The sequence below is a fragment of the Halpernia frigidisoli genome (assembly GCF_900113805.1).
Classification (GTDB): Bacteria; Bacteroidota; Bacteroidia; order Flavobacteriales; family Weeksellaceae; genus Halpernia; species Halpernia frigidisoli.
This window is the reverse complement of record NZ_FOQT01000001.1, coordinates 555,154-572,103: the sequence shown is the minus strand read 5'-3', so window position 1 is coordinate 572,103 and position 16,950 is coordinate 555,154. Positions and strand designations below refer to the sequence as shown.

Below are 16,950 nucleotides of genomic sequence, written 5' to 3'. Positions count from 1 at the left end.
TTGCACATTTCTTCGGAGACGCTCCAAACTTTCTTCGGAGACGCTTCGGAAAAAACATCTTTTTTCCGAAGAAAAACCCTGCTTCGTACGAACGAAGAAGGGTTTTGGAACTATTTTAAATAAAACAGAGCAGGCATTTGCCTTTTAAAAACAAGTTCTAAAGTGTAAAGCCATTATTAAAAAAAGCTTTGGGGTAATAAATTTTGCCGCTGATCTTAAAAAAAGGGATCAGGTTGGCATTTCTTTGCCGCTGCAGAGTGCTGTCGCTTAAATTAAACATCCTTTTGAGGTCTGCGTTGTCATAGTAATGCGCATCCTGTGGGCGACTTTCATTCAGGGCATCTAAAATTCCACCAAGTAACAGCACAACTTGCTGAAGCGTGGCTTCATCCAGTAGATAAGATTGTTTTTTAGGTTTCATTAGCTTTTAGTTTTTTGTTAAAGACTATGATTATGTTTTTGTTGATAACAAATATATAAATTTAATGAATATCATACATAATTATTTTATTTTATGAAATAATAGTTTTTATTATAGCATTAAATTAATAATATTAAAACGATATAGGTAGAATATTATTAATTTAAATATTTAATAAATTAATAAATAAGCGGTCAATATAAAATTTTAGGTTCATTCATATTTGCTCGAATTGACTTATGTTATTATGTATTTATAATTGATATTAAATCGCTTCAGCTTCAATAAAATGTATTTAAGATTTAAGAGAGAATAAACTTAGAAATCCATCTATACTAAATAAAATTAAATACTTTGTTTAAGTCAGACGTGCTGATATTTGTCAAACTCTTTACGATCCAAATTGAGGATAAACTTTGTCGAACTTTTTTTTTCAACGGGTAAAAAAAGAATTATTTTTATTTAAATTAATAATGGTTGGCAAGTATTTTGAATATTTTCCGTCAAAATTATTAAATATGAGTACGACTATAAAAGTGGCCACAGGCTTCGCAATTGCAACGGCAGGCGTCTTTGCCTTGATTTTCTTAAAAAGAGCAAAACAAGAAGACGCACAAAAAATTAAGGAGAAAAATTCCGGGAAAAAGTCCAAAGGAAAAAACGCAGGTAAAAAAATGTATAACAAAAAAGCCTCCCACAACTTTATCACAGACGGTGTAGATGCCACGGGTAATCCGGCTTTACAGGCCAACAATTACAATGCAGGCGTTCAAAAAGTGCAGCACCACCAAACGGGAGTTAGACACCATTAATCAAGTCTTAGGTCTGATCGCAATTTTTTAAAGTACGTATCTTATTTTAGATTGTAGTTTCAGGTTGTAAAAATCAAATATAAAAAGTGCTGTCCAAGTCAAATACTTCGACAGCGTTTTTGTTTAGATGATGAGGTAATTATGTAAAGATTTGTACTTCTTTAATATTATATTTAAAACTTCGAGCTTTAAAGGAAGTTATAAAATTAAAGTTAGCTTATGAGTATTATGTCTAAAAGTAACACTGAACTGCAATAATTTAAAATAGAAAAATCAGTAATATCTTTCCGAATTTAGATCTAAAAAAGAAACCGCAGCCCTAAAAATAGAACTGCGGTTTCAGATTTAAAGCAAGATATATTACCAGATCAGGATCCGGTTTTTTAAAGGAACAAACATTTTATCGCCTTCTTTTACGTCAAAAGCTTTATAGAAGGGCGAACTGTTCATTAACGGCCCGTTTACGCGCCAGAATGGTGGCGAATGCGGATTGCTGTTGATCCACAAACGAAGGTATTCATCCTTCATTTTCACCCGCCAGATCTTTGCGACTGACATATAAAACCGCTGGTCAGGCGTTAAGCCGCCGATCTTTGTATCATCCTGTCCTTCCGGTGTCATTTTAAAAGCTTCGTAAGCCACGGCTACGCCTGCAATATCGGCAGTATTCTCTCCTACCGTCATTGCACCGTTGACATGCACTTCATCAAGGACGGTGAAAGTGCTGTAAAGATCGATCACCTGCTGTATTTTTGTTTTGAATTTGGCGTAATCTTCTTTTTTCCACCAGTTTTTTACGTTCCCATCTTTGTCATACTGCGCACCCTGATCGTCAAAAGTGTGCGTCAATTCGTGCCCGATGACCATTCCGATACCGCCATAATTAAGCGCATCATCTGCATCATTGTCAAAGTAAGGTGGCTGTAAAATACCTGCGGGAAAAACGATCTCATTAGCGGAAGGGTTGTTATAAGCCGTAACCGTCGATACCGTTGTGAACCACGCCGATTTATCAACAGGTTTGCCTAATTGTGACAACTCGCGCTCCCAGGAAGCAGCAGAAGCTGATAAAACATTTTCGAAATAAGTATTTCGCGCGACTTTTACCTGGCTGTAATCTTTCCATTTATCGGGATAACCTACTTTTTTGGTAATGGCAGCGAGTTTTTCTTTGGCTTTTATTTTAGTACTGTCACTCATCCAGTCAAGCCTGTCGATCCGCACGGCGTAAGCTTTTTGCACGTTGCTGACCAATTCCTGCATGCGTTTCTTCGCAGATTCAGGGAAATATTTTTTAACATATAATTGTCCCAAAGCATCGCCCAGATAACCATCAACAGCACTTGCCATCACTTCACCACGCTTTTTTTGAACCGATTGCCCGGAAATTACTTTAGCATAATTAAACTCCGCATCCACAAAAGCTTTGCTTAGATCGCCAGCGTAATTGGAAAGTGCATTGGCTTTAAGATAAAGCTTCCAGTTTTGCAGGGGCACAGATTTTAAAAGTAAATTTAATTTCTCATAATATTTGGGCTGACCCACATCTATGGAATCCGTCTGCGCGCCTATATTTGTAAGAAATGTTTTCCACCCAATATTTGGTTGTTTCTGCTGAAGATCTGCCACAGAAAACCGGTTGTAATTAGCATGCACATCACGAAGTTCTACTCTTGTTCGGTGTGAGCCGGCAATCTCTTTATCAATATTATAAACAGTTTGTGCGTTTTTAACTGCGGTGCCGGCATCGCTACCAGTTAATTTAAACAAAGTGCTAATATAATTTTTGTAAGCTTTTTGAATCTCAAGTGTAGAAGCATCTGTCTTAAAATAATAGTCGCGGTCTGGCAAACTGATACCTGTCTGATAAGCGTGTGCAATGTTCATCTTGCTGTTCCGGTCGTCTGGACCCACGCCAAATGCCATGATAGAAGCATTATTCATTTTAAGTGCGCCCGCCACATATTTCATTAATGACGGTATATCTTTGATAGCATCAATGTCAGCAAGCAAAGGTTTAATAGGGTCAAAACCGCGTTTTTCAATGGTTAAAGTATCCATTCCCGACGCATAGAAATCACCAACCTGCTGCTCAAGGCTTCCGACAGACTGCTGTTTTTGGGAAACACTGTCTAGGATGGCTTTTAACCGCAAGCGTTGCGGATAATTCATAAACATATACGCGCCCACTCCTGCCTGTGTGGAAGGTATCGGCGTGGCGTCGTACCACTTTTTGTTGACGTGCATAAAGAAATTATCAGCGGGCTTTACGGATGGATCCAGGCCGGTGATCTCAATGACCTTCTTTTGCTGAGCGCTAAAATTAGCCAGCGTAAAAACCGCGAGTAGACAGGTTAAAATATTTTTCATAGTTATAAAAGAATAAAATTAAAAGATGAAAGAATTTACCAAAAATATAAAATTAAGAACTTGCTTTCTGTTTTATTTTTTGATTTCAATCAAAGCCGGACGTTTTGGTGCCTGCGCGACTATCCAACCTGTTTCGTACATCCATTTGGTCATTTTTGTAAGTTTTACATAATCGATCTTGTCCGGACTGTCGAACGGCGTGTGGTAATCGGGATGTAATAATGTAGTGAAGAAAATAGCCGGTATCTTCGCCTGAGCGTACGGCAAATGGTCACTTCGGTAATACCAGTTCTCCGGATGACTGGCTGCATCCCAGGACGTATCAATTTTGAAATTGCCCGTGGTTTTATTTGCCTCAAGCGTAACAGCAACTAGTTCATCAGAATTCCGGTGATCAGTAATGCCTAAAAGTGCGGCGGAATCCGGCGCATTTCTGCCGATCATATCGCCGTTTAAAACCGCAGCAATAGAAGTTAACGGCACAGTTGGGTGATTTACGAAATAACGGGAACCCAATAAACCACGCTCTTCTGAGCCATGCCACACAAAAAGAGCAGATCTTTTTGCCGGTGCTTTGCTCCAGGCGCGACCGATTGCCAACATCGCCACCGTCACACTGCCGTTGTCATCAGCACCATTCCAAATGGGATCTCCATTGACTTCCGGGCCAACACCGTCGTGGTCAATATGACCACTAAAAAGCACATAGTCTTTTTTTAAATTTACATCTGTGCCTTCTACTTTTGCGACCACATTTACGGACGGATAATCAAAGTCGTCTGTTTTGAGGTCAAGTTTAACCTCGGGTTTTTCATTCCTGAATATATTTTCGAGTTTTTTACTGACCAGCAATAAAGGAAGTGCGTTTTTATCAGCGAGTTTTTGACCTTCGATATTATAATTGCCTTCTTCAAAATGAAACCCCGTAAAAGAAATTAAAGATTCTACTGTATCATCGGCAACAAAAATAACCGCCGCTACTCCATTTTTAATTAATTCTTTAGACTGCTGACTCATCGCTGAAGCGGTATAGCGGTATTGCCAAAGACTGACCCAGGTTGGAATGGCAGGCGTAGGCGATACTATTTTCATCGCGACAATCTTGCCTTTTAGATCCATAGAACTGTCCGGCATTTTGTCCAGCCACACGACATTTCCGCTGAGGTCTGCTTCAACAACATTGGTTGCCCAAACGTCTTTCCAGAGATCAAGTTTTTTGCCGTTCAACATAATGCTGCTCGCATCGGCGATCCTACTGCGTTTCATATTAAAAAACTGAAAAAAAGTACCATCTTCACCGGCAGGTTTTAATCCTGCTTCCCGCGCTTTTTGAGCCACCCAAACTGCGGCTCTCATCTCGTCGATCTCGCCGGCTCGTCTTCCGCGGAAAGCATCACCGGCTAATTCATACAAATTATTTTTAAGATCAACCTGTTTGATCTCTGCCATCTTGGGCGCGGTAGTTTGGCTTGAAAACAAATTTGAAATAAAAAGCAGCGGAATAAAAATCAGGTGTTTTGAAGTCATAATTAATGTAGTTTAAAAGTTAGTTTTCCGAATACAATACTTGAATTGAGTTATTTAAAATTTATCAGTTTTAATGGAACAACTAATTTAAAGAATAAAAATCAACTTTTAAATAATAATATTTAACCCAATAAAAATTATTAAAGAGGCAAAAACCACTTTTATAATTTGGTCTTTTCTAATGTTTGAAAATGTCTGTACATTGTAAATCATTTAAATTATTTTGTTTTTTAAAGATGTCTTTTACATTTAATAATTTAGAGATCTCTTCACATTTTTATTGTTATGAATATTTTACTGGTGTCAGGTCCTGGCATTTCCCTTAAAGAACCCTACGACAGCGGTATCGAATCATTTATCGTTTCATTTGCAAATCAGCTGATCGCTGAAGGTCACAAAGTTGATATCGTAGCCGAAAAAGCGGAGCTTAATTCAAAATTTAATTTGATCAATCCCTTCACAAGATCAACTGCAGACGAAACTAATTTTCTCCGGCAATTGACAGAAAAAATTCAGTTTAAAACAATTAATTTCAATCAATATGATGTGGTGCACTATAATATGTTTTATCCGCACCTCATCAAAACGGGATGTGAATTAAAAAATAAATCATTTTTAACACTTCATTCCCCGGCAGACAATAAACGAGTAGCCGCTTATAAGGAACTCTCTCTTAACAACAATCTGCAATTTATCGCCATATCCGGACGGGTGAAAAATGAATGGGACAAAGCGCTGGATTTAAATATCCCATTAATACACAACGGAATAGACATTAATCTTTGGCCAACAAACGCTTCACGAAAACCGGAATATTTGCTGTGGTCTGCAAGAATTAACGATGAGAAAAACGTGGCAGCTGCCATTCGCGTGGCACAGGAAATGAAACTTCCCCTAAAGATTGCCGGCAGAATTGCTGATCAACCGTATTTTGATGATCAGGTAAAACCTCATCTGAATGAACAGATCGAGTATGTTGGTCATGTGACGCAAAGCGAATTAAATAATTTGGCAAAAAAAGCAATGGCCTATCTCGCCACGGCAACCTGGCAGGAACCTTTTGGTCTGGCAGCTTTAGAAATGCTGGCGAGTGGTTTGCCGGTTGTGGGATTTAACACCGCTGTACCGCAAGGTTGGTCGCATGAGAGCGTTTTGACGACGGCATCTTTACGCTGGCAAGATTTGATTGCGCTTATCAAAAAAAGCAGAACTATCAGCCCTTATAAATGCAGAGAATTTGCAGCTGGTATGACTGTTCAAAAAATGACATTGGATTATTTAAATTTGTATCAACATATTTTAAGTCAAGAAAATTTATTAGATCCTATAAAATTTAAAGATGATAATTCTGTTCAAATCTTTGATGAAAAATTACAGTCTTTAAACTAACTGTTTAATATGAAAATTGCTGTTATAGCCAAAACAAGACTGCCCATTGCTGAACCTTTTCGTGGTGGTTTAGAATCTTTTACCCATTCTTTGTGTCAGGAATATCTGCGCCTCGGTCATGAAATCACTTTGTATGCGCACAAGGACAGCGATCCTAAACTAAATGTAAAAGGGTTTTACGGCGAAGAAAAACGCGATAGCGACTATTTTAGCATCTACGAAGACGATGAATATCTTTCTATATTAAATGATATTGAGACGAATGATTTTGATGTTGTTCATAATAATTCCACGCACGAATTGCCCATACTTTGGGGTGCAAAATCTTCTGTTCCTTTGATCACAACGATACACACGCCACCAATCAGCAAATTGAAAGCAGCGATTAAAATTGCTTCACATTCAAAGAATCTCCATTTCGTTCTGCCTTCTAGATCATTTCAAAAAACCTGGGAACCTTTTTTAGATAATGGCTCAACAGTGATTTATAATGGTGTTGATCTTTACAAATGGCCTCCTGTTCGGGAAAATGCGGAGTATCTTTTCTGGTTTGGCAGAATTGTGCATGCCAAAGGTTTGGATATTGTGATCGATGCCGCTCACGAAGTAAATATGCCTTTAAAATTTGCCGGACCAATTGATGATGAAACCTATTTTGAGGAACAGATCAAACCGCGCATCAGAAGAAGTGATCTGTATTTAGGACATTTAAAACAATCTGAAATTCAGTTAAACATGAAAGCTGCGGCTGCAATTGTTAGCGCCGTTCGTTGGGAAGAGCCTTTTGGCCTTACAAATATTGAAGCGATGGCGTCGGGAGTTCCGGTTGCCGGGTTTGAACGTGGTGCTTTCCGTGAATTAATTGATATCAAAAGCGGTGTTGTTTCAGAACAAAAAAACGTAAAATCATTAGCAAAAGCGATCACCGATGCAATGGCTTTGGACAGTAAAAAAGTAAGGCAACATGCGAAACAATTTTCTTTACAGATAATGGCTGAAAATTACATAAAGTATTTTGAAGATTTAATATGAAAATTTTAATTGTTGCAGGACCTTTCATCTCATTACGTGAACCTTATAATGGTGGCACAGAAGCTTTTATAGTTGAGCACGCCAACGAATTAGTTCGGCTTGGTCATTCCGTGGATGTGATCGCAAAAGATGCTGACGAAAAAAATCTCTTTCAGGTAATTGAGTTTAAAGAAAGTCCGCTGAGCATGAAAGATGATTCTTACCGGGCGTGTTCCGAAGAGCTTGGCCAAAAGCATTTTCAGACTTTGCAATATGGTTTGTTTGATGTTACAAATTATGATGTTATTCATTACAATTCTTTTATACCGGAAATATACGCGGCAGGCGCACTTTTAAAAACGCCGGCAATTTTAACCCTGCATCTTCCTCCCACGGAAAAGTTTATATTAATGTATCAATTTTTCATTAAACATTCGAGGGCGTTACCGATTGGTATTTCACAAAGAATGAGCGAACAATGGAAGCCATTTCTTGGTAATGATTTAGCAGTAATTTTAAATGGAATTCCACTAAAAAACTGGAAATTAAACCAACGGAAATCTGACGGTTATTTACTTTGGAGCGGGCGAATTGCAAAAGAAAAAAATGTGGAAGCCGCTATACATTTGGCAAATTATTTAAATAAACAATTAAAAATAGTAGGCCCAATATTTAATACTGATTATTTTAAAAATCATGTTGAGCCGCACTTGAATGAAAATATAGAATACATTTCTCATGTTACTCAGCAAAAGTTAAGCAAACTGGCTGCAGGCGCATCTGCATTTCTTGCAACTGCCGTTTGGGAAGAACCTTTTGGATTAAGCACCATAGAAATGCTTGCGAGCGGTTTGCCGGTTGTTGGGTTTTATACCGCTATTCCACCGGAACTGCGCCACGAAAAAGTATGTATCGCGGTAGATTCAAACGATTGGCGGGATTTGATAAAACCTTTAGATATTGCTGAAAAATCTACTTTTGAAGCGTGCAGGGATTTTGCATCATCTTTTGATATGACAAAAACTTCTGAAGCTTATGTTAAAATTTATGAACGCGTTGCAAAAAATATACAATAATGAATAAACCAACGCTGTTTTATTTTGTGCATGCGCACGGAAATGGTCACCGGGCGACATTTAATATGCTGTTCCCGGAATTATCTGTCTTTTTTAATGTGGTTGCGATTACTACAAATCATGAAATCACCAATTATCTTGAGAAAAATTACAACATTGAAGTTTTAGAATTGCCCGCAAAGTATCCCGAAAACTACGAAATTCCTGAGCATACTTTTTCCAAAGCTTTTGAAGTGACGCCCTATTCTATTGAGCCTGCATTTCGCACCAAGTTTTTAGCTGAAGCGATCATTAAATATCAACCCAAGGCTTTTTATTGCGATGGTCTTCCGGAACTGGCAATTATGGTTCGCGGAATGGGCGTTCCTGTCGTTTTAGTTCATTTGCCGGGAAATATTGAACAGGATCCAACGCAGATTTTTGCACACGAATTGGCTGATCATATTATTGCACATTTTCCTCCCTCTCTTGAACAGGATAATTATCAATTTAAATATAAAACCTATTATAGTGGCTACATTTCAAAGTTTTATGGCTTTGAGTTTAATCATTTTAAATCTGAAGAAGCAGATGACGTTACCGTAATTTTAGGTTATGATAATTATGATGAAGCTGTTCTTCAAAATATGACAAAAAATCAAAATACACGATTTACGATTATAGGAAATAAGAGGACTTATGATCTTGCTAAAAATACTTCGCAGCTTGGCCGTGTTAAAAATATTGGTGAGGCGATCGTTGGAAATGTTGTCATTTCAGCAGCCGGTCAAAACACAGTCGCCGAACTTTTATCGCTTGGCAAACGTTTGATCCTTCTCCCTGAAACAAGACCTTATGACGAGCAAAAAATTCACGCCTGGGTTTTAGCAAATAAAAATATTGCACTTCTGGGAGAGGAAAATTTTAGTGCCGATCAATGGCAAGATTTAATTCAAAAAGCAAAAACTTTTACGCCTGATCATGATAATTTGGTTAATGAATTGGCTCCAAAAGAAATAGCTTTAAAAATGAAAAACTGGTATGCGTGATTTTAGTATGGTGACACTCGTAAAAGGAAGGCGTAAGCAACTTGCAAATCTTCTGGATTCAATCAAACAATCGACTATTTTTCCGTTTGATATCCAAATTATTTGCATGGACAATCTTGCTGGAATTGAAATTCCTGAAGGTTTAAAAGTCAATATTAAATTAATAAAAGACGATCACAGTTTACCACTTGCTTCAGCCCGGAATATGGGGATTTCTACCGCAGAAACGGATAATATTATTTTTATAGATGTTGACTGTATCGTTTCGCCAAGTCTTTTCGAAAGTATGCTAATGAATTTAACGGAAGAAAATATTATTGTAGCTTATCCGTTGTATCTGCCAATAGTTCCAGAAAACGGAACATATTCGGAATTAATTCATAATGCAATTCCTCATCCCGAGCGTAAACATATTCCTTCGAATGAACCGATCCCACATCTGAAATTCTGGTCTTTAATTTTTGCCATTAAAAAAGCAACTTTTGGGAAAATTGGTGGCTTTGATGAAAATTTTACAGGTTATGGCGCAGAAGATACCGATTTTGCAATGTCATTTAATAGTGAAGGAATTAAGCAAATTTTTGTTCGTGATTATATTTTGCATCAGTACCACGATAAGTTTGATCCGCCGCTCAATTATTTTGAATCTATCATTAAAAATGCAAAACAGTATAAAATAAAATGGAAAGTTTTGCCAATGCAGCGCTGGTTGCGGAGATTTGAAGAATTAGGATTGATAAAAATCGATGAAGATGACGACATTACCATCATTCAAAAACCTACGGAAATTCAGATAAAAAATAGTGTTTCTCCCAATCCGTATTAAAAAATCATTGCTTTCATTTTTAAAATTTTAATTGAAATTAATGTTTTTTTGACTTATTAAATTAGTTTTCGTGAATTATTAGACTTGCTGATTTAGAATATAAAAATATACATTATTGCTGGCATTTGATATAAAAACAATAACGATCAAAATTTATCATTCGTAGCAAAAATAAAACCTGTGTAAAATACTAAGCGGCAAAATAATTGTATAAAGATGAATATGATGTTAAAAATCACCAAACTGTAATTTTCAAATCAAGACAATGATTTTCATCCACTTTTTTTGCTAAATTGTTTTGTTATCTTTGCATAATTACATTACAAATATTAAAATTTAAAACAATTTCTTACTAAAAATATTGATGTTTTTTTCATTAATAGAAATCACCAAATCATAGTAATAAAAAACACAAATTACTTTCCATACCAAATAAAATTTATGAATTTTAAAGACAAAGAACTAATCATTTTTGATTTAGATGGCACATTGATCAACAGTATTCCGGATCTTACGATTGCCATTAACAAAATGTTGAAGCATTATGACTTGGCAGAATTAACCGTGGAAGAGGTAACGCCATTCATTGGCAACGGTGCAAAAACGCTAGTAAAAAGAGCTTTAGAAAAAGCCATGAAAGATAAAGAAATATCGGATGCTTTTTTTGATAAAGCTTTTAAATATTATTTCGCAGCGTATAAAGAAGAGCCTTGTAAAGAAACATACACTTACCCAGGTGTAATTGAAACCTTAAAATATCTTCATGAAAAGGGTTTTAAAATGGTGATCTGTACCAATAAACCGGACGATTTCATTGAGCCAATATTAGAAACATTAGAAATTAAAAAATATTTTACCTGCTGGATCGGAGAAGATTCTTTGCCGGAGAAAAAACCGGATCCTGCGCCACTGCTTCATTTAGCAAAAAAAATGAAAGTGAGTTCAGATAAAACAGTCATGATAGGAGATTCTAAAAATGATATTCTTGCGGCTCAAAATGCAGAAATGGAAAGTATAGGCTTAACCTACGGCTACAATTACAACGAACATATTGCTAATTACAAACCAAGTTTGGTTGTAGATAATTTTGCAGACTTACAAAACATATTTTAAAATGTCAAAGATTTATAATTTAGGGATCATCGGTGGTGGTGTTTCAGGCGCCGTGATGGCTTTACAAGCCGCTAAATACGGTATAGAAAGTATTATATTTGAAGAACATGAAAGCGTGGTAAATGGACCGCCTTTCTGTCATTTGCACGCAGGTGGAAATCTTTATCCTGATATTACTGATGAAGAATGCAGGATCCTTATGGAGCAATCCATTGATATGGCGAAACTCTTCCCGCAATCGATCGATGAAAGACCCACTTTTATCAGCATCCCAAAATCTGAAAAAGATTATGAAACTTATGACATAGAAACCAGATTAAAGATGCTTGTAAAGCACTATAAAAAGTTAATTAAAGATGATCCTTCCAATAAAATTCTCGGTGAACCGGAAGATTATTATAAAATTTACAATAAGAAAGAACTTTCCCTATTAAAAGACCTTCCAACGGTAAAATTCCCCAAAACCACGGATGAATGGATGTCTAACACGCTGCAATTAGTTGATATAGATAGACTAAAACTTCCCGTTTTCATCGTTCAGGAATTTGGGTGGAATCTTTTTAGACTTGCAGCGCAGGCACAGTTGGCTTTAATTAAAACAAAAAAATGCGATCTAAAATTAAATACAAGCGTTACAGATATTAAAGATATCCGTGATGAAAATGTCGATCATAATTGGGAAATACAAACCAAAGACGCCTCTTTCAAAGTGAAATATCTGGTAAATTCATGTGGCTTTAAAACCGGAATTATAGATGAATCTTTACATTTAAGCACAAAACGGCTTATAGAATTTAAAGCGGCTTACGTGTCAAAATGGGAACCAATCGGAGGTTTGATTCCGGAACTGATATTTCATGGAAAGCGCGGAACGTCCCACGGCATGGCGCAACTGACACCTTACTGCGAAGATTATTACCAAATTCATGGCATGACAAAGGATATTACTTTGTTTAAAGATGGTCTGGTAAAATCTAAAAAAGATGAAGTGCAGCCAAGATTCAATAAAGACATCCGTCAAAAATTAAATGTTGCCTGGGAAAAAGAAGAAATAAACACCAGAACGGAAAACGGAATAGAATTCATATCTAAATTTTTACCTTCATTTGAAACTGCTGTAGTTGGTGGACCGCCCATGTTTGGGGCGCAGCAAATTCCGGGAGATAATCCGGATCTTCGTGTAGGCGAAGTAAGTTTCCCGGAAAAATCTTATGCGCGAAGTGAAATTGTGAAAGCATCTTCAGCATTAACGGTTGCCAATCAGATCATAGCGCAAATACAGAAAGAAAAAATCATTTCTTCCGTTGAGGTAATGGTAGATCCGAACTTCACACTTCTGGATATTCCAAAAAGCGAGATTGATGAACTGGCAAGCGAACTTACCATTCAGCGTGGTTATCCAGAAGCCATGTCCAGATTGCTTATCTCAAAGGATTAATTTTAAAATGTTAATTTTCGTAATTTAAAGATAAAAAATAAACTCCTTCAAATTATGAAGGAGTTTATTTTTAATCAATTATTCTCTACCTAAAATTTAAGCCGGAACATCAGGAGTTTCTTCTCTTGACCAAAAACGATGTTGTTTGATATCTTCGATAAAATCTTCCAATTTCCCTGAAGTACATATACCTTCACCCTTAATTGCTTCTTCATTCAATGATTTTTGCAACAGTTCAATTCCACTACCATCTGCGGAGATTGGTTTACAGTGTTTAAATGCTTCAGCTACAAAATGTACGGCATCAGCATTTGAGCATAAATTTTTAACACCTTCTCCACCCGGAATATAAACTGCATCAAAAACAACTGAAGCTGCCGTCAATAAACTCTCATCTATTGGAAATTGATCGCCAGCTTTGGTAGTTATAAATCCCTGTTTTTCTGCTATTATAATAACAGTAGCATCAAGTTCACAAATATGTTTTTTAACTTCTGTAAAGGCTTTATCATCAACTCCATCAGCTACTAAAAATGCAATTTTTCTTGCTTTAATATCTTTTTGAAGTTTATCCGACATACTAAGTGACGGTGCTTCTTTTAGATCTAAATCTCCTTTAAAAGAATGATAGTCTTCCAATTTGGCGTCTGCAGGAATACTTCCTGTGATTGGCTGCGGTAATCGACTTGCAATTAAGCCTAAATTATCACCAACGATTTTCGCTAGACTTTCATCAATTTCTAAAAGCATATTTACTACCCTTTGACGAATTGGTACTGTTTTGACTTTGCCCAGTTCAAATGAAAATGCATTTTGAAGATGTCGTTTTTCGTGTTTTGATAAACTGTTGTAAAAAAGTTCTGGCTGACTGAAATGATCGAAAAAACTTTTGCTTCTTTTTCTGATCTTTACAGAGTCAATTCTTTCCTCGTAAGAATTAAATCCACCTTCAGCCTGACCTGCCTGAAAAGGACAACCGCCGCCTAAAGAGTTTGGATGGTAAGAAACCCTTCCTGTATTTATCTGTGTTCTGTGAATTCCTTGCCGCTGATTATTCGTAACATCAGGAATGGATTTGTTGATAGGAATCTCATGAAAATTTGGTCCGCCTAATCTTGATATTTGTGTATCTGTGTAGGAAAATAATCTTCCTTGCAAAAGCGGATCATTACTAAAATCAATTCCCGGCACTAGATGTCCGGGATGAAAAGCAACCTGCTCTGTTTCCGCAAAGAAATTATCAGGATTTCTATTTAAAGTCATTTTTCCGATAATTTCTACAGGAACCATTTCTTCCGGAATTAATTTAGTTGGATCAAGAAGATCGAATGGAAATTTATGTTCATCTTCTTGTGGAACAATCTGAACACCCAATTCCCATTCCGGAAAATGACCGCTGTCAATAGCTTCCCAAAGATCTTTTCTATGAAAATCGCTGTCTTTTCCTGATATTCTCTGCGCTTCATCCCACGCTAATCCCATCACGCCTTGTAGAGGTTTCCAATGGAATTTTACAAAGTGTGATTTACCTTCGTCATTTATAAATCTAAATGTGTGTATTCCAAAACCTTCCATCATTCTTAAGCTTCGCGGCAGTGCGCGATCACTCATAGTCCAAAAAATATGGTGCATAGACTCCGGCATTAAGGAAATAAAATCCCAAAATGTATCGTGTGCAGATGCAGCCTGTGGGAATTCTCTGTCTGGTTCCGGTTTCACGGCATGAATTAAATCCGGAAATTTAATAGCATCCTGAATGAAAAAAACCGGCATATTATTACCTACAAGATCATAATTGCCTTCTTGAGTATAAAATTTAACGGCAAATCCTCTTGTATCGCGGGCAACATCGGTCGAACCTTTGCTTCCTGCCACGGTTGAAAATCTGGCAAAAACAGGTGTTTTGATGGAAGTTTCATTCAGAAATTTGGCCTTCGTGTATTTGGCCATTGGTTTATAAAGTTCAAACACACCATGTGCTCCGGATCCTCTCGCGTGAACAATTCTTTCCGGGATTCTTTCGTGGTCAAAATGTGTAATTTTCTCACGGAGTATAAAATCTTCCAATAACGTCGCTCCTCTTTCTCCAGATTTTAGAGAATTTTGATCGTCGTTAATTTTTAAACCCTGATCTGTTGTAAGATATTCACCATTATTATCCGTCGTGAATTTTCCTAACTGTTCTTTCTTGGGATTCGCACCATCTTCAAATGGTCCTTTTTCGTCTATTTTCATTTCCTAATTTTAATATTAATTAAACTGCGGTCAAATCATCTGATCTGAAATTTTCTGAAGCAGCCTGCGCATTTAGATTTGTATCCGCTATTGTGCTTAATAGTGCATCCGCTTTCTTTTCCTCACCAAGTGTTCTGAGCAAAAGATCCAATGCTGTTTTTTCATTTAAAGTTTTAGCATACGCAGCCAAAGTTCCATAAGTGGCAATTTCATAGTGTTCGATTTTTTGAGAAGCTGCTATAATTCCTGCGTCACGCACAGCTCCAATTTCCGTTTCTTCAAGAATTTCTTCACCTTCACTGATCAGACCTTCCATCGCCTTGCACTTTTTGCCTTCTGCTTTAAGATCCATCGAAGCAAAAACCTGATCTAATCTCTCAACATGTGATTTGGTTTGGTCTAAATGATCTTTAATTGCAGATTTCAATTTTTGATCTGTTGCATTGTCAAACATTTTCGGCAGTGCTTTTACTAAAGCATTTTCCGCCCAGTAAATATCTTTAAGTGCATCTACGAAAAATTTGCGCAAATTTCCTGCAACATCTGATTTTTCAGTTTTACTTTCTTCTTTTTTCTGATTTGTTTTCATTTTTAAATATTTGTTTGTGATTTATATATATTTTATTATGCCCTAACTGTAATTTTTAATTTGTTTCAATTCAAAATTTTATTATTCACCGTCAATCAAAATTCTTTTTATATGTCATTGAAATCAACTGTAAAAAAGAATAGATTTAAAATAACTGATGCAGCCTGAAATGAATAATAAAAGCTATTAGTTTAAAAGCTTTCAACTTTTATTGTTTAAGTATTACCACTTTAAACTTACCATTGACTAGTTTTAAAATGTATTCCTAATATTTAAATATTATCAAATTTATGAACTTCTAAGACAGTCTTTTGTGTTTTAAAAAAGAAAAAAGCATTTGCATCTTTTATAAAATGGATAAGAGTATTATGACTTATTTTTGAAATCGATTCAATCAGAATATGACCATCAAAATTGTGAATTACCTTTTAGAACAATTATAATTTACAAATAGGATATTTTTTTACTGCAAATAATTTTTGGGATTTAAGAAGAATATTTAACAAGATTACACTTCAAATTCAGAGTCAATTTCAGTTTTTGTTCAATAGAAATAAAAAATAACTGTAAAAATTAAAATGATTAAAAAATAAATTATCGGTATTTTAATTGTAAACCATATTTCAAACAAATTCAAATATTTTATTATGGAAAATTCAAAGACAATTGAAGCACTAAATGAGCTTTTACAAATTACCAATGATCGATTACATGGTTTTCAAGCTGTGGATAAAAAAGCAATTGAATCTTTTACAGGACTAAATAGTGACTATGAAATGATGGTTGATCAAGCGACGAGAATGAGATCAGACTTATCCGCTCTGATCACAGAAAAAGGCGGCGAACCTGAAAATTCTACAACTATCGCAGGCGGTTTACACCGCACCTGGATAGCAGTTAAAGATGCATTTTCTGTAAATAAAGATGAATCAACTCTTGAAAATGTTACGTTTGGAGAAAATGCTGCTATTAAAGCCTATGAAGATGCGCTAAGCAGTGGTGAATTATGTTCAAAAAGCAGAGAACTTGTTCAGGATCAGTTGGAGAAGTTACGAAGCTCTTATGCGAAATTCAGCAGTTTAGAAGATAATGCTGGTTAATTTTAAAAAAACTAC

Annotated in this window: 14 protein-coding genes; 9 read left to right on the top strand and 5 right to left on the bottom strand. The window is 36.2% G+C overall.

What is annotated here, in order from left to right; all coding sequences use genetic code 11:
• Positions 1-157 precede the first annotated feature (157 nt).
• Positions 158-421 carry a helix-turn-helix domain-containing protein gene (locus tag BM238_RS02715; protein ID WP_090078640.1) on the bottom strand — a complete coding sequence of 88 codons (264 nt, stop codon included), beginning with the start codon at positions 419-421 and terminating at the stop codon, positions 158-160.
• Between the two features lie 518 nt (positions 422-939).
• Between BM238_RS02715 and BM238_RS02710 the strand changes: the two genes are divergently transcribed.
• Positions 940-1,233 (top strand): hypothetical protein, encoded by a 294-nt coding sequence (locus BM238_RS02710; RefSeq protein WP_143093337.1) that lies wholly within the window; start codon positions 940-942, stop codon positions 1,231-1,233.
• 360 nt (positions 1,234-1,593) lie between these two features.
• On the opposite strand, the gene BM238_RS02705 is transcribed toward BM238_RS02710, so the two are convergent.
• Both BM238_RS02705 and BM238_RS02700 read right to left on the bottom strand, forming a co-directional pair.
• Positions 1,594-3,603, bottom strand: coding sequence for a M13 family metallopeptidase (locus tag BM238_RS02705; RefSeq protein ID WP_090078638.1), 2,010 nt, complete (start codon positions 3,601-3,603; stop codon positions 1,594-1,596).
• A gap of 72 nt (positions 3,604-3,675) precedes the next feature.
• A complete protein-coding gene (locus BM238_RS02700) occupies positions 3,676-5,130 on the bottom strand; it encodes a M28 family peptidase (protein WP_090078637.1) in 1,455 nt (484 codons plus the stop codon).
• Between the two features lie 285 nt (positions 5,131-5,415).
• Between BM238_RS02700 and BM238_RS02695 the strand changes: the two genes are divergently transcribed.
• The 7 genes from BM238_RS02695 to BM238_RS02665 all read left to right on the top strand — a co-directional run bounded on the left by BM238_RS02695 (position 5,416) and on the right by BM238_RS02665 (position 13,011).
• Positions 5,416-6,519 (top strand): glycosyltransferase, encoded by a 1,104-nt coding sequence (locus BM238_RS02695; protein WP_090078636.1) that lies wholly within the window; start codon positions 5,416-5,418, stop codon positions 6,517-6,519.
• Positions 6,520-6,528: 9 nt separating this feature from the next.
• The gene (locus BM238_RS02690; RefSeq protein WP_090078635.1) at positions 6,529-7,551 is read left to right on the top strand and encodes a glycosyltransferase; all 1,023 of its coding nucleotides are present in this window, start codon (positions 6,529-6,531) and stop codon (positions 7,549-7,551) included.
• Positions 7,548-8,606 carry a glycosyltransferase gene (locus BM238_RS02685; protein ID WP_090078634.1) on the top strand — a complete coding sequence of 353 codons (1,059 nt, stop codon included), beginning with the start codon at positions 7,548-7,550 and terminating at the stop codon, positions 8,604-8,606. The genes BM238_RS02690 and BM238_RS02685 overlap by 4 nt, the downstream gene beginning before the upstream one ends.
• A complete protein-coding gene (locus BM238_RS02680; RefSeq protein WP_090078633.1) occupies positions 8,606-9,634 on the top strand; it encodes a glycosyltransferase in 1,029 nt (342 codons plus the stop codon). Before BM238_RS02685 ends, BM238_RS02680 begins: the two co-directional genes overlap by 1 nt.
• Positions 9,627-10,460: a glycosyltransferase family 2 protein gene (locus BM238_RS02675; protein WP_090078632.1), complete on the top strand. Its 834-nt coding sequence runs from the start codon at positions 9,627-9,629 to the stop codon at positions 10,458-10,460. Before BM238_RS02680 ends, BM238_RS02675 begins: the two co-directional genes overlap by 8 nt.
• Before the next feature lie 441 nt (positions 10,461-10,901).
• The gene (locus BM238_RS02670; RefSeq protein ID WP_090078631.1) at positions 10,902-11,573 is read left to right on the top strand and encodes a phosphoglycolate phosphatase; all 672 of its coding nucleotides are present in this window, start codon (positions 10,902-10,904) and stop codon (positions 11,571-11,573) included.
• Between the two features lies 1 nt (position 11,574).
• A complete protein-coding gene (locus tag BM238_RS02665) occupies positions 11,575-13,011 on the top strand; it encodes an NAD(P)-binding protein (RefSeq protein ID WP_090078630.1) in 1,437 nt (478 codons plus the stop codon).
• 96 nt (positions 13,012-13,107) lie between these two features.
• On the opposite strand, the gene BM238_RS02660 is transcribed toward BM238_RS02665, so the two are convergent.
• Complete coding sequence (locus BM238_RS02660; RefSeq protein WP_090078629.1) at positions 13,108-15,246, bottom strand: catalase; 2,139 nt, start codon at positions 15,244-15,246, stop codon at positions 13,108-13,110.
• Positions 15,247-15,265: 19 nt separating this feature from the next.
• Positions 15,266-15,835 (bottom strand): YciE/YciF ferroxidase family protein, encoded by a 570-nt coding sequence (locus tag BM238_RS02655; RefSeq protein ID WP_090078628.1) that lies wholly within the window; start codon positions 15,833-15,835, stop codon positions 15,266-15,268.
• Between the two features lie 647 nt (positions 15,836-16,482).
• On the opposite strand from BM238_RS02655, the gene BM238_RS02650 reads away from it, so the two are divergent.
• A complete protein-coding gene (locus BM238_RS02650) occupies positions 16,483-16,935 on the top strand; it encodes a PA2169 family four-helix-bundle protein (protein ID WP_090078627.1) in 453 nt (150 codons plus the stop codon).
• The last annotated feature ends 15 nt before the right edge of the window (positions 16,936-16,950 follow it).

Coding starts and splice junctions, on each gene's coding strand:
- BM238_RS02715 (WP_090078640.1), bottom strand. CDS start 421: ATGAAACCTAAAAAACAATCTTATCTACTGGATGAAGCCACGCTTCAG.
- BM238_RS02705 (WP_090078638.1), bottom strand. CDS start 3,603: ATGAAAAATATTTTAACCTGTCTACTCGCGGTTTTTACGCTGGCTAAT.
- BM238_RS02700 (WP_090078637.1), bottom strand. CDS start 5,130: ATGACTTCAAAACACCTGATTTTTATTCCGCTGCTTTTTATTTCAAAT.
- BM238_RS02655 (WP_090078628.1), bottom strand. CDS start 15,835: ATGAAAACAAATCAGAAAAAAGAAGAAAGTAAAACTGAAAAATCAGAT.
- BM238_RS02670 (WP_090078631.1), top strand. CDS start 10,902: ATGAATTTTAAAGACAAAGAACTAATCATTTTTGATTTAGATGGCACA.
- BM238_RS02680 (WP_090078633.1), top strand. CDS start 8,606: ATGAATAAACCAACGCTGTTTTATTTTGTGCATGCGCACGGAAATGGT.
- BM238_RS02665 (WP_090078630.1), top strand. CDS start 11,575: ATGTCAAAGATTTATAATTTAGGGATCATCGGTGGTGGTGTTTCAGGC.
- BM238_RS02685 (WP_090078634.1), top strand. CDS start 7,548: ATGAAAATTTTAATTGTTGCAGGACCTTTCATCTCATTACGTGAACCT.
- BM238_RS02710 (WP_143093337.1), top strand. CDS start 940: ATGAGTACGACTATAAAAGTGGCCACAGGCTTCGCAATTGCAACGGCA.
- BM238_RS02695 (WP_090078636.1), top strand. CDS start 5,416: ATGAATATTTTACTGGTGTCAGGTCCTGGCATTTCCCTTAAAGAACCC.
- BM238_RS02690 (WP_090078635.1), top strand. CDS start 6,529: ATGAAAATTGCTGTTATAGCCAAAACAAGACTGCCCATTGCTGAACCT.
- BM238_RS02675 (WP_090078632.1), top strand. CDS start 9,627: ATGCGTGATTTTAGTATGGTGACACTCGTAAAAGGAAGGCGTAAGCAA.
- BM238_RS02650 (WP_090078627.1), top strand. CDS start 16,483: ATGGAAAATTCAAAGACAATTGAAGCACTAAATGAGCTTTTACAAATT.
- BM238_RS02660 (WP_090078629.1), bottom strand. CDS start 15,246: ATGAAAATAGACGAAAAAGGACCATTTGAAGATGGTGCGAATCCCAAG.